Source organism: Pseudoalteromonas sp. 2CM32C (genome assembly GCF_023161925.1).
Taxonomy (GTDB): domain Bacteria; phylum Pseudomonadota; class Gammaproteobacteria; order Enterobacterales; family Alteromonadaceae; genus Pseudoalteromonas; species Pseudoalteromonas marina.
Genome location: NZ_JALNTI010000005.1, coordinates 178,875 through 203,458, shown reverse-complemented (window position 1 = coordinate 203,458; position 24,584 = coordinate 178,875). Strand labels below are relative to the sequence as shown.

The following is a 24,584-nucleotide window of genomic DNA, read 5'->3' as shown; positions in this document are numbered from 1 at the left end:
CATTTGGCCCGAAAATCAATCATTAGACTATCGAGCCAAATAGTTAAGCGCAAGTTATAAATTCTCTTCTGCAAATGAAGCCAACCGACTCCTTACAACACCATTAAGATTTATAGTTGCACTGCCTTCAAAGTTTTTAAAACGCTCCACTATGTAGGTTAACCCTGATGTTACTGGCGTTAAATAATTACTGTCTATTTGCGCTAAATTACCGGTGCAAATGAGCTTGGTGCCTTCTCCGCAACGAGTAATAATGGTTTTAAGTTGAGACGCTGTTAAATTTTGACTTTCATCTAAAATTACCACCGCATTTTGAATACTGCGCCCACGCATAAAATTAACCGACTTAAACTGTACATTGGCCTTTTCCATGATGTAATTTCGGCTCGATATTGGGTTCTCGTCACCTTTATGGAGTACTTCTAGCGTATCGGTAATAGCAGCGAGCCACGGCGCCATTTTTTCCTCTTCCGTACCGGGTAAAAAACCAATAGACTCTGCAATTTCAGGGGTATTTCGGGTCACAAGCACTTTATCGTAAATACCTTTTTCTATAACCAACTCAAGTGCACAGGCAAGCGCTAATAACGTTTTCCCACATCCAGCGGGGCCCGTTAAAATCACCAGTTCAATGCTAGTATCAAGTAATGCATCAAGCGCCATACCCTGATAAATATTTTTGGGCTTAACGCCCCATGCATGATGATGCATTAACCGCTCAACACTAATATCTTTTATAGTAATGTGCTTATCATCAAACGACTTTACCCTAGCTGCAAAGTGATTACTCTCGTCAAGTAAATACTCATTACAAAATACATCGGGTATTAAATTTTTAGGCACATGATGAAACGTATCTCGCCCGTGCTGCTCTGTATTACATTGCCCTACATGTCCCCAAAAATCACCCTCTACTTTTTTATAACCGCTAGTGAGCAAATTAATATCATCAATAAGCTGATCTGTTCGGTAATCCTCTACATATTTAAGCCCTGCGCCTTTAGCTTTTAAGCGCATGTTTATATCTTTGGTAACCAATATTACTTTTGAATCGCTATGCTGCTTTTGTAAATATACAGCACAGTTAATAATTCGATGATCGTTTTCATTACCTGGCAAACCCGAAATTGAATCTGCGAATAAATGATCGTTAACAATAATGAGCGTACCGGCAGAGCTCGACTTTGCTTTTTTATTACTGGGTAAGGCTACACCTTGTAGCATTTGTTCAGGGGTTGCGTTTTTGAGTACCTCATCTAAACCACGAATTGCAACGCGGGCATCGCGGCTTACATCGTGTTTTCTATCTTTAATATGATCAAGCTCTTCAAGTACGGTCATCGGAATAACCACGTTATGTTCTTGAAAAGACAAATAAGCGAGGGGCTCGTGGAGGAGTACGTTGGTGTCTAGCACATACATTTTACTTTCAAGGTTCGAAGCTTTTTCCATAGCACTTTCCTTACGTTTTATGATTTTTATGCTATACCAAAATAACTAAGTAAAACGGGCAAAAATCAAAACCTGCAATACTTAATTGCCAAGGCATATTGAAAGTTTAGTCTATTTGTCATAAAAGTCCGTTTTATTACAACCTGAATTTAGTTTTTATTTACCTTTTTAATAGGTTAAAAAATGGCGGTTTTATTCTTTATAATTAACACTTATAAAATTAATTAAAAGTGAGCTAAATAGCGCCTTGCAGTGGTGTTAGCTTACAGGTAACATAGCCGCCCTTTTCATCATAGACGAGACATACATGAATTTTTCCTTAGGTCAGCGTTGGATCAGTGATACAGAGTCAGATTTAGGATTAGGCACCGTTGTTGCCATTGAAGGCCGCCAGGTCAGCATATTATTTCCAGCCAGTGGTGAAAACCGTGTTTACTCTACAGCAGAAGCACCTGTTACCCGTGTGGCATTTAATCCAGGCGATGTGATCAAAAGCGTTGAAGAATGGGAATTAGAAGTCGAATCTATTGAAGTACAAGGTGAGTTACTTTGCTATGTGGGCACCCGTGTTGATAACGGCGAAGAAGCAAAGTTAAAAGAAACCTTTTTAGATCATTTTATAAAATTTAATAAGCCACAAGACCGTTTATTTGCCGGCCAGGTAGAGCGTTTTGATCGTTACACGCTTCGTTACCAAACATGGCAACATAAATTTGAACGCGAACAATCACCTATAAAAGGATTGATTGGTCAACGCGCTAACCTTATTCCGCATCAGCTTTACATTGCCCAAGAAGTGGGTAAACGTTTTGCACCACGCGTATTATTATCTGACGAAGTAGGCTTAGGTAAAACCATTGAAGCAGGCATGATACTGCATCAGCAAATTATTAGTGGTCGCGCCAGCCGTGTACTTATTGTTGTACCTGAAAACCTTCAGCACCAGTGGTTAGTCGAAATGCTACGCCGCTTTAACTTACGTTTTTCTATTTTTGATGAAGAGCGTTGCGACGAAGCCTTTGCCGACTCGCCAAATGTATTTGATACAGAGCAGCTAGTCCTTACTAGCCTTGAGTTTTTAACCAAGAAAAAGCGCTGGTTTGAACAAGCCACATTGGCTGATTGGGATCTATTAGTTGTTGATGAAGCGCACCACTTAAGCATTAATAACGGTAAACCAAGTACTGAATATCAACGCATGGCTGAGCTAAGCCAAGATATTCCGGGCCTTATTTTACTTACAGCAACGCCTGATCAACTAGGCCATAGCAGTCACTTTGCGCGTTTACAATTGCTCGACCCAGACCGTTTTTACGACTACGACGTATTCAAAGAAGAAGAAGCCAATTACAAAGATGTAGCGCAAGCGGCAAACCAGTTATTGCAAGAGCAAGCTCTTGACGACAATGCAAAAACAACGCTAATTGAGCTATTAAAAGAAACCGACATTACCGTCATTCTTGAAAAAGCGCAGCAAGGTGATTTACCAGCGCGTAAAGAAATACTTAACATGCTACTCGACAGACACGGTACTGGCCGTATATTGTTCAGAAATAGCCGCAGTGGCATTGATGGCTACCCAAGTCGTAAATTGCATGCCTATCCAATGGCATTACCAAAGCAATACAAAACGGCCATGTCGGTATTAGGTAACATGAGTGGTATTCAAAACGCTGAGCTGAGCGCGCATCGTGCTCTTTTTCCTGAAAAAATATTCCAAGAGTTTGAAGGTGAAAGCGCAAGCTGGGGCGCCTTTGACCCTCGCGTAGATTGGTTAATCGAAACACTTAAAACACTTAAACACGAAAAAGTACTTCTTATTTGTGCCAAAGCCGAAACGGCTATTAGCCTTGAACAAATACTGCGTGAACGTGAAGCGATTAAAGCCTCGGTATTCCACGAAGGTATGTCGATTATAGAGCGTGACCGCGCGGCCGCCTTTTTTGCAGACGAATACGATAACGCACAAATATTATTGTGTTCAGAAATTGGCTCAGAAGGTCGTAACTTTCAGTTCTCACATCACCTAGTGTTATTTGATTTACCATTAAACCCAGATTTACTAGAACAACGTATCGGCCGATTAGACCGTATTGGGCAAACACAAGATGTAAACATTCACGTGCCATACTTTGAAACCACGGCGCAAGAAGTGTTACTGCGTTGGTACAACGAAGGCCTTGATGCGTTTGAAACCACATCAACGACTGGCCAGCTATTGTATAAAGAATTTCGTGATGACTTACTCGAGTTTATTTCAGCCCATAACTGTGATGAAGACGAACTTGACCCACTCCTTGAGCAAGTAGCTCAGCAAAATACTGTGCTACGTAAAAAAATGGAAAGTGGACGAGATCGTTTATTAGAACTGCACTCATCGGGACAAGGCGCCGCCGACTCATTAGTTGCTGATATTGAAAAGCTCGACAACCAGTTTGAGCTGCCCAGCTACATGATTAACGTGTTCGACACCTTTGGTGTAAGCCAAGAAGACAAAGGCGAAAATACAATTATATTAAAGCCTACAGAGCATATGTTAAGCGCGTCATTTCCATCGCTTAAAGATGACGGCATGACAGTGACATTTGACCGTGATACTGCACTTTCACAAGAAGATGTACATTTTATCAGTTGGGATCATCCAATGGTGCAAGGCACGATGGATATGATTTGTGATGATGACTTTGGTAGCGCATCGGTTGCTTTACTCAAAAACAAAAAACTCCCTGCGGGCACCTTTTTTGTTGAGCTTATTTTTGTAGCCGAAGCAATGGCGCCTAAAGCATTACAAGTGGGCCGCTTTTTACCGCCAACGCCTATTCGTATATTGCTTGATAAAGCCAGTAATAACTTAGGCGAAAACGTCGCATTTGACGGGTTTAACCAACAGCTTTCAGCCGTTGGTCGTCAAACAGCAAGTAAACTTGCGGGTGCGCTACAAAGCGCAATTCACCCTATGATCACAACTGCAAAAGACATGGCACAAGAAAAACTCGACGTTATTCGTGCACAGTCGCTAGCTAAAATGCAAACGTCTCTTAGCGAAGAACAAGAACGATTAAGCGCTCTTAAGCAAATTAACCCTAATATTCGCCAAGAAGAAATTACCTTTTACGATAAGCAACGCACCGAGCTAACTGCACACATTGAAAAGGCGCAGTTACAACTAGATGCAATTCGCTTAATCGTGGTTTCTCACTAGGATTTTGGGCTTTTAGTTGTTAGTAAAAATTGCAAACAACAGCAGCTAAGTAAAGCGTGGTATTTATACCGCGCTTTTTTATATTCAAAAAAGTATATAAATTAGAAGCCTTCGTACAGGCTATCAATGTTTTCCTTGAGCCTTTGCCCTTGCTACCCTAAAATAGCGTCCTTCAAAATCATTAAGGTCGGCCGTGTTAGTTAATTACAATCCCCCAATGAACCCGTATTTAACCATACTTTTTCAAGACGACGACTTACTCATTGTTAATAAACCCAGCGAATTATTGACAGTACCGGGTAAAGATCCTAAGCATGCCGACAGCTTAATTAACCGCGTTAATCGCGTGTTTCCAACCGCACGAATTGTTCATCGTCTTGATATGGCAACGTCTGGCATACTCTGCCTTGCTATGAATAAAGCTGCACACCGACATTTAAGCATGCAATTTCAAGATCGCGAAACCGCTAAGCGTTATATAGCTCGCGTTTTTGGTAAGCTTGAACAAGACAATGGCTCGGTTGATTTACCCCTTATTTGCGACTGGCCTAATCGCCCAAAGCAAATGGTAGATCATGAAAATGGCAAGCCATCACTCACTCATTTCAAAGTACTTGAACGAGAGGAAAACGCCACACGCGTAGAGCTCACTCCAATTACGGGGCGTTCACATCAATTGCGCGTACACATGCTAAGCCTTGGCCACCCTATTTTAGGTGACCGACTCTATGCTCATAAAGAGGCACTTGCAGCCGCACCGCGTTTACAACTTCACGCACAAATGTTGCAACTAAAACACCCAGTCACCGAACAAGTAATGACCTTTGAAGCAGAACCCGAGTTTTAATGGGCTCAATTACTTAGGAAAAATTAAACTTTTAAACAAGCATGCCGATACCTAACTAATGACGACTGGTTGAGCGTGTTATGGTGTTTTTGCGATTATTTAAAAAGGTTCTGTGTTACATGGCGTTTAGCTGTGTAGCCCTTTTAGCACTCTGTACAACGGCTGCAGAACATATTGCCCCACCTTCTTTATCAAGTATTGAAAATAGCGATATTAAACGCCTTTTACCTACCGACGAAGTAAAAACAATGCTAGCAGGTGAAACTGAATTTTTAAGTTTACGTAGTGAATACATGAGCGCTGATTTTAGAGGGATTGTATTACTTATTCCCGATTGGCAATCAACCCCTACCAACAATGCTGGAATGAGTTACTTACGCAAAGAGCTTAACAATTTAGGCTACACCACCTATGCGATAACCACCCCTGATATTGATTGGCAAGCGAGTAAAATAGCTGAGCCTGCTGCAGAAACAGCACCAAGTGCCGCCACTGAAACAGAGAGTCAAGCCAACAGTGAGTCAGAGCAGCCTAATGCTTCAAGTAAAAATGAAGCGCCTCATCATGTGGATGCCATTGAAGCCATCAGCGACGAAATACTCGATAACTACAAACTAAATTTACTTGCTCGCTACAAAGCGCTTTACCAAACCGCGATGCAAGAACCCACAAATATCGTTGTGATTGCGCAAGGCACCAGCGCAGGGGTGTTAACTGAGTACTATGCAGACTTTCCACAAGAGCGTATTGATGCGTTTATTAGTGTAAGTAGCTATCTGCCCAATGCAAAACGCAATAAAAGCTTAAGCCAAACAACGTCTCTTGTTACGCCTGCACTTTTAGATATTTATTACGCCAGCGACAACCGTGATATTTTAATTAGCTTAAAAAATCGCCAGCGCTGGGTTAACCGAAACGCTAAGTTTGACTACCGCCAGCGCCAGTTATTTGGGCTTCGTGATCAACCTCAACAACATGCTCGGCTAACAAAAGAAATAGACGGCTTTTTACGCCGCCTTTTTTAAATACTCATAGGCTGCTTGAATGTCTTGGCTTTTTTTAACCGCCAATTCCATCATATGTTTTGGTAAACCTTGCGATACTAATTTATCAGGGTGATGTTGCGCCATTAACTTACGGTACGCTACTTTTACTTCCCGCTCTGTTGCCCCATCGTTAAGTCCTAAAAGCCCAAGCGCTTGCGCACGATTCATATTATTGTTGGGGGGTACATGGTGCCCTGAGCCTTCTTTATAACTGCTACTTTGCCCTTGCTGCTGTTGGTAACGCTGTTGCTGTTTTCTAAAGTTAAATTCAGCTTGATAGCGTTTAAGTACAAACGCAAAATGAGTTTTAGAAATACCTAACTGCTTGCTTACTTCGCTTAATAACTGCTTTTCTTGCTCAGCTAAAACGCCATCAGAAAACGCCATTTGAATTTGTATTTCTAAAAATAATTGCAGTAAGTCATGACGCTTAGCAAAGCGTTCTTTAAAATCATAGACGGTTTCTTTCAATGAAAAGTCGCTTTGTTTACCCGCTTGAAAAGCATGCTGTGCTTCGCGGCGTTCTTCGCCTTTCAACCCCATTTCGTCCATAAATAAGCTAGCGGCTTTAATGTGTACCTCGCTTACTCGGCCATTAGACTTTGCAATATGCCCCATCACTGCAAAGCAGCTTGAAAAGAATAGCGCTTGGCGCTCGTGAACATCATCACCATTAAATAAACTTGAAAAACCACCCGCCTTATCAAAATTATTTTTTAAGCTTTTATCAAATAAATGACCAAGGTATAACCCTAAAATAGCACCAAAAATTTTGCCAAACATAAAGCCAAAACAAAATCCGAGTATTTTTCCCCACATGTAAACGACTACTCCTATTAATTATGTGTCGGCTTAAGCCAAGCGCTCATTTAATGCCGTTAAACGCGCTGGTGTGCCTATGTCATCCCAATTACCAATATGAAGCTCGGTAGACACTAAATGCTTACTTAGTTTTTCTCGTAATAACGGCCCAAGCGGACGAATGCCCGGCTCTAAACCATTAAAAAAGTCAGCCTGATAACGGCTAATACCCGAAAACGTATATTTTTGACTATCTGGCGATAAGTGGCTCAATGTAAAATCCCCATCAAGATTATGTGGGGGATTTTCAATAAGCACCAAATGTGCCTCACCTGGTTGTAAATGTAATTGCACAAGCGAGCTTACATCGTAATCGGTAAATACATCGCCATTTATTACAATAAACGACTCTCCCAATAAAGGAAGTGCTTGAATAATACCACCCGCGGTTTCAAGGCCGCCTTCAACTTCTTGGCTATAAACAATATTTACACCAAATTCACTGCCATCTTTAAAGTACGCTTTAATTTTATCACCATGCCATGCAAGGTTTATCACTATGTCGGTAATGCCAGCGGCCTTTAAGTTATTAACATGGTGCTCTATGAGTGGTTTATTTTGCACTTTAAGCATAGGTTTAGGCATAGCTTGAGTGAGCGGCATCATGCGCTGCCCACGCCCTGCGGCTAAAATCATGGCTTTCATAAATTTACCTGCTCTAATCTTTTAGTCACTTTTGGCACTATCGTATTTTTAACCCAGTCACTGAGTGCATTGAGTTCAGGATAGCGTTCAGCAACATCTACAATATATTCAAGGGTAGGTAAAATATTAGCTAAATAACCTGTCTTACCGTCACGCAAATACAGGCGACAAAATATACCGGCGGCTTTTAAATGACGCTGTAAACCCGTTAAGTCAAACCAAACTTTAAACTCTTCAAACGAAGTATTACTGACTAAGCCTTCGCGTTTAAACTCGTTATATCCAAATGCTAATAGCTGAGCGAGTTCATTGTTAGGGAGCTTAAAATAGCAATCGCGTAACAACGAAACTAAATCGTAACAAAGTGGCCCGCGTACGGTGTCTTGGTAATCAATTATTGCCCACTGAGAATCGCTGTGCATAATATTACGGCTGTGGTAGTCGCGATGAACTGTTACTGTGGGTTGTTCTAGCATGGTTTGAGTGAGTAGATCGCAGCTCGACTCCCACATTTTAAGTTGGTTTGTATCAACGCGTTCAGCAATAAACTCTTTTACTAACCATTGGCTGAATATCGACAATTCAAGCGCTATAAAGTCTTTACCATAGGCCTGCATATCTGAAGCCTCAGGCGTTTGTGCCCACTTGGCTGATAAACTTATTAACTGTGTGTAGTAGTCGGTTCTACTTGCATCATTAAGCATGTCGGCTAAGTGTGTGCTGCCTAAATCAGTTAAAATAAAAAAGCCTTGTTGTTCATCACTTTTAATAATATGCGGTAACAAAAAACCCTGGTCAGTAAAAACTTGATTCAAAGATAAGTACGGTGCGTTATTGACCTTTTGTGGATCGGAGTCCATTACAATAAAGTGCTGATTATTAATTGTTAAGCGAAAATACCGCCTAAAACTCGCATCTCCGGTTATCGCCTCAAGTGTATCTGACTGTTTGCCAAAGTGGGTCGTTATGAAGTGTTGTAAATTATCAAAGCGTGTCATTTTATAAGATATCTATTTTTAACTAAGTTAATTAGGTCAATTACTGTATTTGCCATTATTTTCCTTTATTATGTATAAATTATATTTATACACACAGTATTAGGGTCAATAAATGAGCAAAACCTGGGGCATTTTGATGCTAAGCGTAGTTAGCGCACCATCGCTTGCCGAAACTGAACTGACACACAAACTTTGTGGCACTTCAATGCAAACCAGAGCTTGGCAACCGCTACCTGGCGTAAAACTCGGTAATGTTGACATTAAAGCTGATGATGTAGAACTCCTTGGTACTCAAAGCGCCGAATTTACCGGCAATGTTGATATTAACACCGTTAATATGAGTTTGTCCGCACAAACTGCATTGATAGACAAGCAACGTGGTTTACTTAATGCCACAGGTCCTATTGTATATCGCGATGCTGTTAGTAACGTAAATAGCTCAGGGTTAAATGCCGATTTAAATAATTCAGAAATTAGCCTGTTAGGTGCTGATTACAAGCTAACAGAACAACAAGGTAAAGGCGGTGCTGAAAAGCTCACTATAAATGATTCTGGCTTAGTACTGATGAATGCAAGCTTTACTGCTTGTCCGGGCGAAACCCCAGCTTGGGAAATTGAAGCCGACGAGATTAATTTATCTCGCGAAGAAGGTTGGGGCGAAACTCACAACGCCATACTTCGAATTTTAAATACCCCTGTTTTATATTTACCTTATTTTACTTTTCCATTAGACGAGCGCCGTAAATCGGGATTACTCACCCCGAGTATTTCAAGTTCAGACAAGTATGGCTTAGAAACCATTACTCCTTATTATTGGAATATTGCGCCTAACTTAGATGCCACCATCACGCCGCGTTATATGGCTAACAAGGGTTTGCAACTAAAAACAGAGCTTAGATATTTAACCAAGCAACATGAAGGCCTAGTGGGTATAGAATACCTAAACAAAGACGACTCAGAGCCAGCGCTTGGTGAGCGCTACATGTTTCATTGGCAGCAAAAAAGTTACTTAAACGAAAATTGGCGAGCAAGTGTTGACGTTACCAATGTAAGCGACGATAACTACATTACTGATTTAGAATCAAGTTATGCGAGTAAAACCGACACTCAACTTTATCGTACCGGCGTACTGACTCATTTAGGAGACACATGGCGGACCGATATAAAAGTGCAAAACTTTGAGGTACTGGGTGATCACTTAGAGTCGTACACTGCTATCCCACAAATTAATTTCACACAAACAGCACCATGGAAATTTGATCATTTTGATTTTAGCGTGTCTGGTGAGTTGAGCCATTTTACCAACAGCTCTGCAATTATAGATCAAGCAACTCGAGTTCATATTGAGCCAAAAGCACGGTTTGATTACGACCAATACGCATGGTCATTTTTATCTGAAGTAAGCTTATTACAAACAAATTACGATCAACAAGGTGACCTATCTGGCACACAGTTTAAGCAGAGCGTATCGCGTACTTTGCCAAAAGTACGTTTATATTCACAGCTTAATTTTGAGCGCGATACGTCCTACCTTGTCCAAGACGGTATTCAAACACTAGAGCCGCAAATACAGTATTTATATACGCCTAATAAGGATCAGTCTGATATTGGTTTATACGATACAACCAAATTACAAGACGATTATTACGGCTTATTCAGAGACACACGCTTTTCTGGTGTTGATAGAATAGCCGCTGCAAACCAGTTTACGCTCGGTGCAACAACGCGCTTATTTGATAAAAAACAAGAAGAGATTTTTAACTTTAGTGCCGGACAAATATTTTATTTATCTGATGATGCCAAGCCAACCGAGCAAAGCTTAAACTCAGATACCAATTACAATGCATTATTTGCAGCGCAAACCATGGTACATTGGCATCGTCGTTGGTATTTTTCTGCGGGTATACAGTACAACACTGATAGCAAACAAATGATTCAATCAAATGCCACTTTAGATTACAAAGGTGATAATAATCAGCTAGTGCAATTGAACCATCGCTATGCAAATGATGTCTCAGGAAATACAATCGAGCAAACAGGTGTGTTTACAAGTATTCCAATAAGTGACGAATGGCAGTTTATTGCAAGCTATCATCGCGACCTTGAAAACAACCGAAGTGTCGAAATATTAAGTGGATTGCAGTATGAATCGTGCTGTTGGGCGTTTCAAATTACTGGTCACCGCCAAATCGAAACTAATTTAAATCAGTCAATAGGTACAGAGCAAGCCACCTTTGATTCAGGTATTAGTTTTAATTTTGTACTAAAAGGACTGGGAAGTAAAAGCCGCTATGATGCACAAAAACTATTACAACAAGGTATTTTTGGCTATCGTAGACCGTATTTTCTTAATAACTAGTATCACAAACGTACTATTAGCAAGAGTAGTAAATAGAACATGACTTTAAAAAAATTATTAGTATCAACCGTTTTAAGTATCAGCCTGTGCCAAAATGCATTTGCTGAACCAGTAGAAATTGACAAAGTTGTTGGCATTGTAAACCAAGGTGTTATTTTACAAAGCGAAGTAAACTCCATTGTTGATCGCGTAAAAAAGCAAGCCCAAGAACAAGGTCAACAATTACCTAAAGACGAAACTTTACGTGTGCAAGCCATGGAACGTTTAGTTAGCCAAGCACTGATGATGCAAATGGCTGAGCGCATGGGTTTACAAATTTCTGACAGCCAGTTAGATCAAACGCTTGCTAACATTGCAAAAGAGCAAGGCGGTACAATTAGCGATTTACGACGTACGGTTGAAGCATCTGGCGATAGCTTTCAAGCATACCGTGAAGAAATACGTAAAGAGATCACAACACAACAAGTTACCCGCGCAAACGTTGACCGCCGCATTTATATTAGTGAGCAAGAAGTCGATAATTTATTAAAAATAATGGCTAGCCAAGGTCAAAGTGCGGAAGAGTATGATATTGGCCACATCCTGATCGATATTCCTAACGAAGCAACAGCAGATGAAATATCAGCGGCTAAAACACGTGCTGATAAAGTTATTGAATTACTTAACGACGGCCAAGAATTTAAACGCATTGCAATTTCATCATCAAGCGGCTCAAAAGCACTTGAAGGCGGTCAATTAGGTTGGATGGGTATAAATGAGATGCCTTCTCTTTTCGCTGAAGCTGTAAAGAGTAAGAAGAAAGATGCTATCGTAGGGCCACTTCGCTCAGGTGCTGGCTTTCATATTATTAAAGTTCAAGATGTGCGTGGCCTACAAGTAGTTGAAACAACAGAAGTGCGCTCACGCCACATACTTATTGAACCTTCAATTATTTTAAGCGAAGAAAAAGCACGTAATATGCTTGCTGGTTTTGCTAAAGACCTACGTGCTGGCAACGCTGATTTTGGCGAGCTCGCCAAAGAACACTCTGAAGATCCAGGCTCTGCACTCAAAGGCGGTGAATACGATTGGACTGATCCAACTACCTATGTTCCTGCGTTTAGAGATACATTACTTTCGCTCAAACAAAACGAGATTAGCGAGCCTTTTAGAACCCAGTTTGGTTGGCATATAGTACAGCTACTCGACAAACGTGTTGCTGATAAAACTGAGTTAGCAAAACGTAACCGCGCACATGGCATGCTATTTAACCGTAAATTTAAAGAAGAAAGCTTCAACTGGCAGCAAGAAATGCGCGAACAAGCCCATGTTGAAATTTTCCCTACAGACGAATAAATATGACCTTAAGAATAGCAATTACACCAGGTGAACCTGCCGGTATTGGTCCAGATTTGCTTATTACGCTTGCTCAGCAAGCGTGGGACGCACAACTTGTTGTGCTTGCTGATGCCAAACTATTAAAAGAACGAGCAAAACTTTTAGGTTTACCTATAAACCTCATTGAGTTTGATGAAAGCGCCCCCGCTAAAGCAACACCCGCAGGCAGCGTGTATATTTATCAAGTCAATTTAGGTGATGATGTAGAGCTAGGTGTACTTAACGATGCTAATGGCCAATATGTGTTAGACACCTTGCGTATCGCAAGCGAAAAAAACATGGATGGCACGTTTGACGCTGTAGTTACAGGTCCTGTTCACAAAGGCATTATTAATAAAGCCGGTATTTCGTTCAGTGGCCACACAGAGTATTTTGCACAACAATCAAACACCGCAGATGTTGTCATGTTATTAGCCACTGAAGGACTTCGTGTTGCACTTGTGACAACACATATCCCGCTGGCTTATGTATCGCGTGCAATCACCGAAGACCGCCTTACCAAGGTTGCCACTATTTTAGATCACGACTTACGGACTAAGTTTGGTATTGAAAAGCCGCGTATATTAGTCTGTGGGTTAAATCCGCACGCTGGTGAAGATGGTCACTTAGGCCGTGAAGAAATAGACACAATTACCCCTACCCTTGATATTTTAAGAAGCCAGGGTATGAATTTAATTGGCCCACTACCTGCCGATACATTATTTCAAGATAAATACCTTTCAGAAGCCGATGCCGTACTTGCTATGTATCACGATCAGGGTTTACCTGTGCTAAAATACAAAGGATTTGGTAAATCGGTAAATATCACGCTGGGTTTACCTTTTATTCGCACTTCAGTTGACCACGGTACAGCGCTAGATTTAGCTGGTACAGGCACCGCTGATGTTGGAAGTTTTGAATTAGCGATCCGCGAAGCAATCAAGCTCGCCCATGAAAAAGCACAGAATCAATGACCGATAAAGTACACTTAGGACACCGCGCCCGAAAACGTTTTGGACAAAACTTTTTATTTGATGAAATGATCATCGATAAAATAGTTTCAGCAATCGATCCTAAACCAGAAGATAATTTAGTAGAAATAGGCCCAGGCCTAGGTGCAATCACCGAACCTGTGGCTGAACTTAGCGGACACCTAACAGTTGTAGAGCTAGATAAAGACCTTGCAAAACGCTTAATTGAACACCCATTTTTAGGGCCAAAATTAACGGTAAACCAAGGCGATGCAATGAAATACGACTTTGCAAGCTTAGTTAAAGACGACAAAAAGTTAAAAGTGTTTGGTAATTTACCTTACAACATCTCCACGCCATTGTTATTTCATCTTTTTGAGTTTGCCGATAACATTGAGCACATGCACTTTATGCTTCAAAAAGAAGTTGTAAAGCGCATGGTTGCAGGTCCTGGCAGTAAAACATTTGGTCGTTTAAGCGTGATGACGCAGTACTACTGTAATGCAATGCCTGTAATTGAAGTGCCGCCAGAATGTTTTAAGCCCGCTCCTAAAGTTGACTCTGCAGTTATTCGCTTAATTCCTAAAAAGCCTGAACAACGAACAGCTAAAAGCGTAAAAATACTTAACACGGTATGTTTAGAAGCGTTTAATCAACGCCGTAAAACATTACGAAACAGCCTTGGCAACTTACTTACAGCCGAAGAAATGGCAAGCATAGGTGTTGACGCTACATTACGTGCTGAAAGTTTATCTTTACAACAATTTATTGATATAGCTAACTGGATTTATGACAAAGAGCAGTAATATTGGATCACCTGTAAAGGTGTCTGTAGAGACATTTTATGTTGAAGGTCAATCACAGCCGGAAATAGAAAAATACGTATTTGCCTACTCTGTAACAATAAAAAATCATAGTTTATGTAGTGCTAAGTTATTGCATCGTTATTGGTTAATTACAGACGCAAACGGCAAAGAAGTTGAAGTTGAAGGCGAAGGCGTTGTTGGCGAAACCCCAACAATTGGCCCAGGTGAGAGTTACAAATACACCAGTGGTGCTATCCTAGATACACCTGTTGGTACAATGCAAGGCCACTACACGCTACGCAACGAGTTTGGTGCAGAGTTTGAAGCGCCTATCAATGTGTTTCGTTTAGCTTGCCCTAATATTTTGCATTAGTAAAAACGCTACATGGCCGATTATGCAATAGGTGATTTACAAGGGTGCTTCAAAGAATTCAGCACCTTGTTACAACGGGTTGATTTTAATCCAAGTAAAGATCACCTATATTTAGTGGGTGACATTGTTGCCCGTGGTCCAGATTCACTTGCTTGTCTTGATTTCATCTATCAACATCAAGATAGCATGACCATCACACTGGGTAATCATGACTTACACATGATTGCTTGCTACTTTTTAAATAAGACGACTAACCCAAAAGATAAATTAGCCCCTATTTTTAAAAGCAGCTTACTTAAGCGTTATATCTCTTTTTTACAAACCCAACCACTCTCTTTATATTTAAAAACACATAATTGCTTTATCTCCCATGCAGGCTTAAACCCTGATTGGTCAATTGAAGAGGCATTGCAACACGCACAATTTGCTCAAGATTGCTATCAATCAAAGAATGCAAAAAACTTTTTTGAGCATATGTACTCTCCTCATCCTAAAACGTGGTCAACAACACTTAATGACTATGAAAAATTTAGATACATAGTCAATTACTTTACCCGCATGCGTTTTTTAACCCGCAATAATATGCTTGACCTTAATGCAAAAGGCGCAATAGCAGATAGTAATTCGTTAACACCTTGGTTTATGCACCCTAACATTGCCATACTTAAGAATGAGATTGTTTTTGGTCACTGGGCATCACTTGAGGGTAAAACAGGGGTTAACCATGTTCATGCTTTAGACACAGGCTGTGTATGGGGTAACGGGATGACGTTAATGGAACTTAAAACAAAAAATCTATTTATAGAAAAATGACTCTTTTTACCTAAATAACCTGAAAAATTCCAATACATCTGTTAGATTTATAAACTAATAGTTAAAATTAATTAAAGTAATTGATTTTAATTACTTAACTTATCCGAATAAAAGCCGATAAGTTTTAATTAAAGTATCTTTGAGTGGAAATCCATATGAATCTAACAGTGAGCCAACGTATTTGGGGTGGTTTTATATTTATCACGCTATTACTTTTAATTATTGGCGGCAATTCGTTAATTAAAATAGCGAATATAGACCGTTCTACTCAACAGGTGAACCAGCTATCATTACCGGCATTAAACAAAAGTTCAGAGCTACAAGCTGAATTCATATTAATGAGTAAGGCAGCACAAGCAAGTTTTTATACTTCATCTGCAAGTGAGCTTGAACCCATTAAAAAAAGAGTATTCGAACAAAAAAAATCATTCAACGAACTCCATGCACAGCTTCAGAGCGTTGTTAAAAACGACCCTGAACTAAGCAAAAGTAGTCAAAGTGTTGAGCAAACCTATGAAAACTTTTTAAGTATTGTTGAAAACTTACTCGAAGATAAAAATAAACAACTGGCATTAAATAAAACACTCACTGCACAAATTGAAGCCATTGAGCTTAGCGCAGAAGATGCTAACTCAGTAGTTTTAGACATAATTGATATAGATGGTTTTGAACAAGACCACCCTCGTGCTTTCCAAGCTGCGAATAACTTGGAAAATAACTTTATGTCGGTGGTTACCAACAGTACCGACATGTTAACAGTAAAAACGTTAACCACATTAGATATCGTTAAAAGCGAGCAAAGCTACTATCTTGAAGAAGTAACACGCACTGTTGCTCTAATTAAACCGGCTATTGAGCAAAGCCATAGCGACTTGTTTAATGACCTCAAAGAGCATGTTGAAGCACTTGAGAGTAACGTAAAAGGTAACAACAGTTTAGCCGCGAATAAAAAACGTTTAATTGATTCAATTGCGCTCACTGAAAAAGAGCTAGCCGACTCAGAAGCCGCAACAAAAATAGCACTTAATCAAATTGACGAGTTAGTTTCGCAAGCAAGTAATGTTGCCTTTGAGCTTCAAAAAGGCGTTCGTAATGACGTAGACTCAGCAAATTTATGGACATGGGTTGGTATGGTTATCGCAACTTTACTTGCCATCGCCATTGCATATATAACCGTAAGCCGTATTACAAAACCACTTGCCGAAGTAAACCGAATTTTAGACATTGTAGCCAGTGGCGATATGACTCAACGCTTAGATGACAGCGCTAAAGACGAATTTGGCGAGCTATCAAAAAGCTGTAATACTCTAATAGACAGCTTACGCAGCTTAATTAAAGGGATTATTTCTCGCTCGACCCAACTAGCGGCTGCATCAGAAGAAACTTCGGCAATTACTGCAGAATCAAGCCAAGCTATTAGTAACCAGCAAGCACAAGTGCAGCAGGCAGCAACAGCAACGACTGAAATGAGCAGCACATCGCAAACAGTAAGCAATAGTGCACAGCAAGCATTAAGCGAAATTAAAAACGCAGATAAAGAAGCTGAACGTGTTAAAGGTATTTCCAACAATAACAAATCAACTATTGAGCAATTAGCTCGCGAGGTTGATGATGCCTCTCAAGTTATTAATAAGCTTCACCAAGATAGCGCATCGATTGGCAGCATACTTGATGTTATTCGTGGCATTGCAGATCAAACTAACTTACTCGCGCTTAACGCCGCAATCGAAGCCGCCCGTGCAGGTGAATACGGCCGTGGCTTTGCCGTTGTAGCAGACGAAGTACGCTCACTGGCAAGTAAAACTCAAGAGTCGACACAAGAGATCCAATCAATGATTGAATCGCTACAAACGGGCGCAGAAGCGGCTGTAACAGCAATGACCAAAGGTAAGCAACGTGCGGTATCGTGTGTAGAGCAAACTGACTTAGCAAGTACAGCGCTTGACTCAATCACCTTTGCGGTATCGCAAGCCCATGACGTGAGTGAAGAAATATCTACAGCAGCACTTGAGCAACAACAAGTGGCTGAAGAAATTAGTGAACGTTTGGAGTCAATTGTTGCTATTGCAGAACAAACAGCTGAAGGCGCAAGCCAAACTAATATCTCAAGCTCAGAAGTAGCAAAACTAGCCGAAGAGCTGCGTTTATCGGTAGACGAGTTTAAAGTTTAAAACGCTTTGTATATACTAAAAACCCCGTTAGCACCATGTGTTAACGGGGTTTTCTTTATAGCATTAGAAAGTAAAGGTAGTTACTTTTGGCAATGTGAACAAAAAACGGTACTACGCTGCCCCAGCCTTATTTCTTCCAGCTCATTATCACACGTTAAACAGGGCTTTCCTTTTCGCCCATATACCAATAGCTCTTGAGCAAAATAACCCGGCTTACCATCACTTTGTGCAAAGTCTTTAAGCGTGGTACCACCTTGAGTGATAGCGGCAGCAAGCGTGTCTTTTATTATAGGGATAAGTGCTTGATAGCGCTTAAGTGACACCTTCCCCGCTTCGCGCTTTGGATGAATCCCAGCTTTAAACAGTGACTCGTTAGCGTAAATATTCCCAACCCCTACTACCACAGCGTTATCCATAATAAACTGTTTTACAGGTACTTTTTTATTGCGTGACTGCTCGTATACGCGCTTTGCGAAAAAGTTATCCGTTAAGGGCTCTGGGCCAAGCTTTGAGAGTAACTTATGCACCTCACCTGGCTCTTGCCATAAGCAACACCCAAAGCGGCGAGGATCGTTTAAGCGCAGCGCTTTATCATTAGCAAATACAAATTCAACATGGTCGTGCTTTTTTAAAGGCTCACTCTTATCTACAACCCTTAGGTTACCTGACATACCTAAATGTAAAATAGTGCTACCAAGCTCACAATGCAGCAATAAATATTTTGCACGGCGCTCAATATTGGTAACAGTTAACCCCTCTAGCTGGTAAACATCGTCAGGTACTGGCCAGCGCATACTCGCATTATAAATATTAACCTTGGTTACAACTTGGTTTTTTATATGAGGAGTAATGCCCATTCGGCTCACTTCTACCTCTGGTAATTCAGGCATTAATTAGACCCACTTTGTGAAAAATCAAAACTAGGAAACAACTGTGTAGCTATAGTTAGATCAAGTGCAAATACGCGCTGAGTACTTTTTTCGAGTAAATAATACTGATTATTTCCTTTGTAAAGTAAATATACCCAAGGCAAACTTTCTCCAGCTAATTCAAATGTGGCAACAAACAAAGGCGCATTTGGGTTAAAAACCACAGACTCATTAACTACAGGCAACTGTATTCCTTGCCAAATATTAACAAGTTCTTGTAGTTGTTGCTCTGATGGTTGCCAAAAAACAGGCACATCTTTCTTTATTGCAGTTGTACGCCAACTAGTACCAATACGCTCAATTTTTTGATCAACAAAACTAAGGGTTAAAACAAAGCTTTGTGTAGGTAACACCGCTTGCAATGTGGGCTCTTGTTCACCACTTAAAAACTGCTTATGCCAACCATTTAAAAAGAAAATCATAATCAGCATCGAGAAGATTATAACGTTATTCCACCCCTTACGGCCCAGTCGCATATTTATACACCTAGTAAATTCAATATTTTAAAGTGTAACTAAAACTTAATTGCACTGTCTATATGTTAAAGGGCGCAGACTTTGTTAGAATATCGGCAAATTTAAAGGAGTTCCGTCAATGTCTATGTATGTAGTGGGCCATAAAATCCCAGATTCAGATTCTATTTGTGGTGCAATTGCACTGGCTTATTTAAAAAACCAAATCGATGAGCCTGCAATACCAACTCGTCTTGGTGAAGTTTCACCAGAAACTCAATTTATCCTTGATAAATTTGGCTTCGAAGCACCTGAGCTTAAACTAAGCTACGCGGGTGAAGATGTGTATATTGTCGATCACACAGAAAAAACACAAGCACCTGATGATATCGACCAAGCCCGCGTTGTTGGCGTGGTAGATCACCATAAATTAGGTGACTTAACATCATCTACTCCGCTTGAATGTTGGATCCGTCCTGTTGGCTGCTCAAATACCATTATTAAAATGATGTACGATTTTTACAGCGTAGAAATCCCTAAAGACATCGCAGGTATTATGATGTGTGCAATTTTAAGCGACACCGTAATATTTAAATCACCTACATGTACCACTGCCGATATTAAATGTGTTGAAGCACTTGCTGAAATTGCGGGTGTTGAAGACTTTAAAGAACTAGGCATGGATATGTTCCGCGTTAAGTCTGCAGTAGAAGATACACCTGCACGTGACTTAGTTATGCGTGACTTTAAAGATTTCAACATGAACGGTCACCTAGTAGGTATTGGCCAACTAGAAGTAATCGACCTTGCAGTGTTTGACGATATTAAAGCTGACCTTGAAGCTGATATTGCAAAGCTTAAAGCCGAAGGTAATCGTCACTCAGTATTTTTGCTGCTTACCGATATTATGAAAGAAGGCTCACAAATGCTAATTGTATCTGACGATGCAAACTTAGTTGAGCAGGCTTACGGCGTAAAACCAGAAAATGATAAAGTATGGTTAGATGGTGTATTAAGCCGTAAAAAGCAAGTAGTACCTCCACTACAAGATGCCTTTGCTAAAGCCTAATAGCTTTAATAAATAACACTAAAAAGCCGATATTGCATATGCATTATCGGCTTTTTTGTTTTAAATTTACGGTTACAGTACCAAATCGCTAAATTACGCGATTTATTTTAAGATAAAAAAACGCTACAAACACAGCTCTCTAAATGGCAATGTTGCTGCGCCTATCGACACCGGGAAATTATCAATATTAGACACCACCAGCTTAGGCATTGGGCGTTTAGCACCTCGTCTAAATTGCGCGTAAACCTCAGTACGTGCTATCACTTTTTCAGCCAGCTCTTTAGGTATATGGCCGCCAATAATAATCGCTTCTGCATCTAATAAAGCCGAGCAACAGGTTGCTACTAGATCAAATGAATCTTGAACTTTAAATAGCCACTCTTCTACGCCTGGCCATTCTGGGTCAAAGTTATCGTGCAGGTCATAAATTGAATCAACCGCTACGCCATTTTTTTTCAAAATACGTTTCAGTAACTCTAAATTTGGATGAGCATATAGTTTAGGCGGTAGCATATCGCCAAGCTCGCCAGCGTTACCGTATGTACCACGCAGTACGTCGCCGTTATTAACTATACCGCCACCAAATGCCGCCGATACAAACATATATACAAAGTTTTTATATTCACGGCCAATACCTGCAACGCCCTCGCCTGCGGCTGCGCCTGTGGCGTCGTTAACCACCCAAGTAGGTAGCTGAAAACACTGCGATACAATATCGATAATATCAACTTGCGACCACTCTTCTAGCATATGGTGGGTATTCATTTTGCCATCCATAGAACTAAAAAAACCTGAAATACCCACGCCCATACCCAGTATTTTATCGCTTGGAATATCGCGTTCTGCGCTTATGTCATCCACCAGCTTTTTCGCGCATTTAAGCACGTTATTGATGCTCATATCCGACATTAGCTGCATGTGGGTGTACACAACCTTTCCCGTAAAATCCATAACCGCAAGTGAAATGGCATCAAGCAAAATAGCTAAACCAAAGGTAAACCCGTAATCAGGGTTTAGCGCAATGCCAAACCCAGGTTTGCCTTTTTTATTAGGAATAAGCGTATCGGTTTGCACTATTACGCCGTGCTGAGTTAACGACTTAAGTAAACGCGAGACAGTTTGCTGCGGAATTCGGGTTGCGCTCACAATATGGCTTTGTGTTACGCATTGCTCCCAAAACACCACTTTAATAATATCACGCTCAATGTCTTGAAAAAGCTTATCGCCTTTTCCAAGCTCAAAACCTGAGCGTAATAACTTACTGTTATTTAGCGAAAACATAGCTATTAACCCTAATAAAATTGGAGCTCAAGATTACGTTAAACCACTATAAAGAACAAGTATGGCGCAGCGCCTACTCAATCACAATCACTCTAAAATCGTTAACGTTAGTGTTTGTTGGCCCAGTAATAATTAAATCATCAATAGCTTTAAAAAATTGATAGCTGTTGTGACCTTGTAACTGCGCTTGTAAGTTCTCCCCGGCGGCTTGTGCGCGAGCAATCGTACTGCAATCTATGTACGCACCAGCAACGTCTTTACTACCGTCAACGCCGTCGGTATCGCACGCTATTGCATAAATACCGGCTTCGCCGTTTAGCGCATCAGCCAGTGCCATTAAATACTCTTGATTGGGGCCGCCATCGCCATATACATCGGCAACAGTTACTGTAAGCTCGCCACCTGAGAACAACATAACCCGCTTGCCTTGTTCTTTTTGCTCAAGGGCAATTTTAGCGTGGGCAAGGGCAACGTCTTTCGCCTCTCCTTGAATATCGTATCCAAGTACTTGCGTATCCCAACCTTGATGCTCTGCTACATTTATTGCGCTATCTATGGCGTGCTGCGCATTAGCTACAATAAAGTGCTCCCCAACTGTATCGGCTGCACCCGCTTGCTCAGGTTTTAGTAAATGGGCTTCAATCTCACTTATGACTGGCCAATTGTACTTTTGTAAAATAGCCAGTGCATCAGCTTTAGTGCTGCCATCGCTAACAGTAGGGCCTGAGGCAATATCGCTTGGCTTATCGCCTACTACATCAGAAATAATCAGCGTTACATAATCCGATTTAGCCGCTTGCGCTAACTTACCGCCTTTAACAAGCGAGAGTTGTTTACGCACAACATTAATTTCATCAACACTTGCACCACTTTTAAGTAAAAACTGATTAAGCGCCTGCTTTTTCGCAAACGGTACATCATCAACAGGCAGACACATCAATGACGAACCGCCACCCGAAATAATAAACAAAATAGGAATATCGGCAGGGTTATTTTTTACCAGCTCTAACAGCGCTTTACCTGCTGCTAAACTGTTATCGTCAGGTGTTGGGTGGTTAGCGCTAAGTACTTTTATGCGCCCAGTATCGCTATAACTTTCATAGCCATAACGCGTCACTACAGCGCCAAAGCATTTATCACCATAAAAGCGATTAACCTCAGCGGCCATTTCTGCGGCCGCTTTACCTGCACCTACTACACATAAGCCATTGCTGGCATCTATATTTTTTAAGTACTTGCTCATGCAATCACTTGGTTTACAGGCATTTACCGCAGTGGTAAATAAATCGATTAAAAACGACTTGTTAGCATCCATTAGTCAAAGCTCACGAAAAAATTGAAGGAATAGCAAAGCAAATTAATATCATCACTACAAACATGCTCAGCAGCATAACGATATCTTTACCGGTTAAAATAGAGTTTGAGATTGTCGCAGCGTTTTGCGCTTTAGCGACTTCGTTTACTTCACGAGGAATAACGCGACTGGTTACATAAATAATAATTGCAGTGCTTACAAAGCCAATGAAGTTCCACCAAAACCAAAATACATCAGGCGCAAATATCGACACCAACAAGTTAATTAGTACACCACTAATTAAGCCTATATTTGCATGCAGGGCAGCACTTCGCTTACTTAGCACTGCTATTAAAAATACTGCGAGTATTGGGCCATAAAATAGTGAGCCCACTTTGTTAATTGCTTCAATAATAGTGGGCGCTATGTCACCTGCAAAAAGTGATAAAACAAGCGTAATTGCGCCCCATGCTAAGCCTAAGTACTTAGCCAGTTTTAAATACGTTGGTTGGTCTAGCTCTTTATTAGAAATACGGCTGTAATCTTCAATACTGACCGCCGAAAGCGAGTTAATAGCTGAGCTGAGTGACGACATAGCCGCCGATAAAATAGCTACAACTAATAAACCAATTAGGCCATGCGGCAAGTAATCTAAAATAAATATTGGCATCATCCAATCTGGGTTATCGGCTGGAATTTTTGCTAAAAAGTCAGGATTAGTCATAGCCAGTGTGCCTACAATTAAACCCGACACACAATATAAAATAGTAATAGGAAAACGCACTACCCCGTTGGCTAAAATCATGTAGCGCAAGTTTTTAGGATCTTTTGCACTAAGGGCACGCTGTGCTTGCGTTTGGTCACACCCGTAGTAAGAAGCGTAAAGTACTACACCACCAAAAATCATAGGTAAAAAGCCAAAGCCGTCACCACTAAAGCCAAACGAATCAAGCTTTATAGCTTCTAATCGGCTCGAATCAACATTAGCAATAAAGGTATCAACGCCACCTAAGTGATAAAGCCCAAAACCAATACAGGCAATGGTGCCCAGTACAATGATGATCATTTGAATGGCATCACCATACACAACCGCTTTCATACCGCCTTGTAGTGAATATAACACCGTGATCACACCAGTTAATGCAATAGCTTGCCACGCTTCTATGCCCATGGTGCCTTGTAAAATAAGCGATACGGCATAAATCATAATACCGGTGGCAAATGCGCGGCTAAACTGAAACACCACACTAATAAGCACACGGGTTGAGCGGCCAAAACGCATTTCTAAGTAATCGTAAATACTGACAATACCGCTTTTATAAAGCTTAGGTAAAATAGTCGCTAAAATTAAAATCATCGCCAGCGGTACACCTAACTCATACGAGAGCCATTGCATACCACCGCCTTCACGCAAACCAACAAATGCAGGAGCCGAAATAAAGCTAATAGCCGAAAGCTGAGTGGCCATTACCGACAAAGCCAGCGGTTTCCATCCTAAGCTTTTGCCTCCTAAAAAGTAATCACTTTTATTGGTTTGTTCGCGTAGCATAAACCCCATTACCAATAAGGCACCAAGGTAGAGAGCAACTATTGAAAAATCTAATATATTCATAATTATTTCGCGTATTCACATTAAGAAAACACAGCGCCTTCTCAAAA

General features: G+C 40.7%; 20 protein-coding genes. 11 read left to right on the top strand and 9 right to left on the bottom strand.

Annotated features, from left to right (window positions below):
* Window positions 1-54 precede the first annotated feature (54 nt).
* Entirely contained in the window at window positions 55-1,452 is a 1,398-nt protein-coding gene (locus MTF67_RS11665; RefSeq protein ID WP_010556594.1) for a PhoH family protein, read from the bottom strand.
* Window positions 1,453-1,759: 307 nt separating this feature from the next.
* On the opposite strand from MTF67_RS11665, the gene rapA reads away from it, so the two are divergent.
* The 3 genes from rapA to MTF67_RS11650 all read left to right on the top strand — a co-directional run bounded on the left by rapA (window position 1,760) and on the right by MTF67_RS11650 (window position 6,526).
* Window positions 1,760-4,654: an RNA polymerase-associated protein RapA gene (rapA, locus tag MTF67_RS11660; protein WP_248519606.1), complete on the top strand. Its 2,895-nt coding sequence runs from the start codon at window positions 1,760-1,762 to the stop codon at window positions 4,652-4,654.
* A 193-nt stretch (window positions 4,655-4,847) separates the two neighbouring features.
* Window positions 4,848-5,501, top strand: a complete 654-nt coding sequence (gene rluA, locus MTF67_RS11655) for a bifunctional tRNA pseudouridine(32) synthase/23S rRNA pseudouridine(746) synthase RluA (protein WP_138739840.1) — start codon at window positions 4,848-4,850, stop codon at window positions 5,499-5,501.
* Window positions 5,502-5,620: 119 nt separating this feature from the next.
* A complete protein-coding gene (locus MTF67_RS11650) occupies window positions 5,621-6,526 on the top strand; it encodes a DUF3530 family protein (protein WP_248519605.1) in 906 nt (301 codons plus the stop codon).
* Here MTF67_RS11650 and djlA read toward each other — a convergent pair.
* From djlA to MTF67_RS11635, 3 genes are read right to left on the bottom strand one after another with little or no spacing between them, the layout of a single operon-like run.
* Complete coding sequence (djlA, locus tag MTF67_RS11645) at window positions 6,509-7,366, bottom strand: co-chaperone DjlA (RefSeq protein ID WP_008131833.1); 858 nt, start codon at window positions 7,364-7,366, stop codon at window positions 6,509-6,511. The genes MTF67_RS11650 and djlA overlap by 18 nt on opposite strands.
* 33 nt (window positions 7,367-7,399) lie before the next feature.
* A complete protein-coding gene (murU, locus tag MTF67_RS11640) occupies window positions 7,400-8,053 on the bottom strand; it encodes an N-acetylmuramate alpha-1-phosphate uridylyltransferase MurU (RefSeq protein ID WP_248519604.1) in 654 nt (217 codons plus the stop codon).
* Complete coding sequence (locus MTF67_RS11635; protein ID WP_248519603.1) at window positions 8,050-9,051, bottom strand: phosphotransferase; 1,002 nt, start codon at window positions 9,049-9,051, stop codon at window positions 8,050-8,052. Before MTF67_RS11635 ends, murU begins: the two co-directional genes overlap by 4 nt.
* 112 nt (window positions 9,052-9,163) lie before the next feature.
* Between MTF67_RS11635 and lptD the strand changes: the two genes are divergently transcribed.
* The 7 genes from lptD to MTF67_RS11600 all read left to right on the top strand — a co-directional run bounded on the left by lptD (window position 9,164) and on the right by MTF67_RS11600 (window position 17,900).
* On the top strand, window positions 9,164-11,410 hold the full coding sequence (lptD, locus tag MTF67_RS11630) for an LPS assembly protein LptD (RefSeq protein WP_039038029.1): 2,247 nt from the start codon (window positions 9,164-9,166) through the stop codon (window positions 11,408-11,410).
* A 39-nt stretch (window positions 11,411-11,449) separates the two neighbouring features.
* Window positions 11,450-12,745 carry a peptidylprolyl isomerase SurA gene (gene surA, locus MTF67_RS11625; RefSeq protein WP_248519602.1) on the top strand — a complete coding sequence of 432 codons (1,296 nt, stop codon included), beginning with the start codon at window positions 11,450-11,452 and terminating at the stop codon, window positions 12,743-12,745.
* Window positions 12,746-12,747: 2 nt separating this feature from the next.
* Complete coding sequence (pdxA, locus tag MTF67_RS11620) at window positions 12,748-13,740, top strand: 4-hydroxythreonine-4-phosphate dehydrogenase PdxA (protein ID WP_008131824.1); 993 nt, start codon at window positions 12,748-12,750, stop codon at window positions 13,738-13,740.
* On the top strand, window positions 13,737-14,543 hold the full coding sequence (rsmA, locus tag MTF67_RS11615) for a 16S rRNA (adenine(1518)-N(6)/adenine(1519)-N(6))-dimethyltransferase RsmA (protein ID WP_006793226.1): 807 nt from the start codon (window positions 13,737-13,739) through the stop codon (window positions 14,541-14,543). The genes pdxA and rsmA overlap by 4 nt, the downstream gene beginning before the upstream one ends.
* Entirely contained in the window at window positions 14,527-14,916 is a 390-nt protein-coding gene (gene apaG / locus MTF67_RS11610) for a Co2+/Mg2+ efflux protein ApaG (RefSeq protein ID WP_006793227.1), read from the top strand. The genes rsmA and apaG overlap by 17 nt, the downstream gene beginning before the upstream one ends.
* 12 nt (window positions 14,917-14,928) lie before the next feature.
* Window positions 14,929-15,729 carry a symmetrical bis(5'-nucleosyl)-tetraphosphatase gene (locus tag MTF67_RS11605; RefSeq protein ID WP_248519601.1) on the top strand — a complete coding sequence of 267 codons (801 nt, stop codon included), beginning with the start codon at window positions 14,929-14,931 and terminating at the stop codon, window positions 15,727-15,729.
* 155 nt (window positions 15,730-15,884) lie between these two features.
* On the top strand, window positions 15,885-17,900 hold the full coding sequence (locus MTF67_RS11600) for a methyl-accepting chemotaxis protein (protein WP_248519600.1): 2,016 nt from the start codon (window positions 15,885-15,887) through the stop codon (window positions 17,898-17,900).
* 80 nt (window positions 17,901-17,980) lie between these two features.
* Here MTF67_RS11600 and mutM read toward each other — a convergent pair whose 3' ends face one another.
* Both mutM and MTF67_RS11590 read right to left on the bottom strand, forming a co-directional pair.
* Window positions 17,981-18,790, bottom strand: coding sequence for a bifunctional DNA-formamidopyrimidine glycosylase/DNA-(apurinic or apyrimidinic site) lyase (mutM, locus tag MTF67_RS11595; protein WP_006793230.1), 810 nt, complete (start codon window positions 18,788-18,790; stop codon window positions 17,981-17,983).
* Window positions 18,790-19,305: a hypothetical protein gene (locus tag MTF67_RS11590; RefSeq protein WP_033019392.1), complete on the bottom strand. Its 516-nt coding sequence runs from the start codon at window positions 19,303-19,305 to the stop codon at window positions 18,790-18,792. The genes mutM and MTF67_RS11590 overlap by 1 nt, the downstream gene beginning before the upstream one ends.
* A 118-nt stretch (window positions 19,306-19,423) precedes the next feature.
* Between MTF67_RS11590 and MTF67_RS11585 the strand changes: the two genes are divergently transcribed.
* Window positions 19,424-20,350, top strand: coding sequence for a manganese-dependent inorganic pyrophosphatase (locus MTF67_RS11585; protein ID WP_058429685.1), 927 nt, complete (start codon window positions 19,424-19,426; stop codon window positions 20,348-20,350).
* 123 nt (window positions 20,351-20,473) lie between these two features.
* On the opposite strand, the gene MTF67_RS11580 is transcribed toward MTF67_RS11585, so the two are convergent.
* The 3 genes from MTF67_RS11580 to MTF67_RS11570 form a co-directional block, all read right to left on the bottom strand.
* The gene (locus MTF67_RS11580; protein ID WP_248519599.1) at window positions 20,474-21,631 is read right to left on the bottom strand and encodes an ROK family transcriptional regulator; all 1,158 of its coding nucleotides are present in this window, start codon (window positions 21,629-21,631) and stop codon (window positions 20,474-20,476) included.
* 73 nt (window positions 21,632-21,704) lie between these two features.
* Window positions 21,705-22,946: a DUF4147 domain-containing protein gene (locus tag MTF67_RS11575; RefSeq protein ID WP_248519598.1), complete on the bottom strand. Its 1,242-nt coding sequence runs from the start codon at window positions 22,944-22,946 to the stop codon at window positions 21,705-21,707.
* A gap of 10 nt (window positions 22,947-22,956) precedes the next feature.
* On the bottom strand, window positions 22,957-24,537 hold the full coding sequence (locus MTF67_RS11570) for a sodium:solute symporter (RefSeq protein WP_248519597.1): 1,581 nt from the start codon (window positions 24,535-24,537) through the stop codon (window positions 22,957-22,959).
* Window positions 24,538-24,584: the final 47 nt, after the last annotated feature.

Excerpts from the sequence above, each read along its gene's own strand:
- MTF67_RS11600 (WP_248519600.1), top strand. The coding sequence starts at position 15,885 with ATGAATCTAACAGTGAGCCAACGTATTTGGGGTGGTTTTATATTTATC.
- mutM (WP_006793230.1), bottom strand. The coding sequence starts at position 18,790 with ATGCCTGAATTACCAGAGGTAGAAGTGAGCCGAATGGGCATTACTCCT.
- lptD (WP_039038029.1), top strand. The coding sequence starts at position 9,164 with ATGAGCAAAACCTGGGGCATTTTGATGCTAAGCGTAGTTAGCGCACCA.
- rapA (WP_248519606.1), top strand. The coding sequence starts at position 1,760 with ATGAATTTTTCCTTAGGTCAGCGTTGGATCAGTGATACAGAGTCAGAT.
- MTF67_RS11650 (WP_248519605.1), top strand. The coding sequence starts at position 5,621 with ATGGCGTTTAGCTGTGTAGCCCTTTTAGCACTCTGTACAACGGCTGCA.
- surA (WP_248519602.1), top strand. The coding sequence starts at position 11,450 with ATGACTTTAAAAAAATTATTAGTATCAACCGTTTTAAGTATCAGCCTG.
- MTF67_RS11585 (WP_058429685.1), top strand. The coding sequence starts at position 19,424 with ATGTCTATGTATGTAGTGGGCCATAAAATCCCAGATTCAGATTCTATT.
- MTF67_RS11590 (WP_033019392.1), bottom strand. The coding sequence starts at position 19,305 with ATGCGACTGGGCCGTAAGGGGTGGAATAACGTTATAATCTTCTCGATG.
- MTF67_RS11580 (WP_248519599.1), bottom strand. The coding sequence starts at position 21,631 with ATGTTTTCGCTAAATAACAGTAAGTTATTACGCTCAGGTTTTGAGCTT.
- MTF67_RS11570 (WP_248519597.1), bottom strand. The coding sequence starts at position 24,537 with ATGAATATATTAGATTTTTCAATAGTTGCTCTCTACCTTGGTGCCTTA.
- djlA (WP_008131833.1), bottom strand. The coding sequence starts at position 7,366 with ATGTGGGGAAAAATACTCGGATTTTGTTTTGGCTTTATGTTTGGCAAA.
- MTF67_RS11575 (WP_248519598.1), bottom strand. The coding sequence starts at position 22,946 with ATGGATGCTAACAAGTCGTTTTTAATCGATTTATTTACCACTGCGGTA.
- MTF67_RS11635 (WP_248519603.1), bottom strand. The coding sequence starts at position 9,051 with ATGACACGCTTTGATAATTTACAACACTTCATAACGACCCACTTTGGC.
- murU (WP_248519604.1), bottom strand. The coding sequence starts at position 8,053 with ATGAAAGCCATGATTTTAGCCGCAGGGCGTGGGCAGCGCATGATGCCG.
- apaG (WP_006793227.1), top strand. The coding sequence starts at position 14,527 with ATGACAAAGAGCAGTAATATTGGATCACCTGTAAAGGTGTCTGTAGAG.
- pdxA (WP_008131824.1), top strand. The coding sequence starts at position 12,748 with ATGACCTTAAGAATAGCAATTACACCAGGTGAACCTGCCGGTATTGGT.
- MTF67_RS11605 (WP_248519601.1), top strand. The coding sequence starts at position 14,929 with ATGGCCGATTATGCAATAGGTGATTTACAAGGGTGCTTCAAAGAATTC.
- rsmA (WP_006793226.1), top strand. The coding sequence starts at position 13,737 with ATGACCGATAAAGTACACTTAGGACACCGCGCCCGAAAACGTTTTGGA.
- MTF67_RS11665 (WP_010556594.1), bottom strand. The coding sequence starts at position 1,452 with ATGGAAAAAGCTTCGAACCTTGAAAGTAAAATGTATGTGCTAGACACC.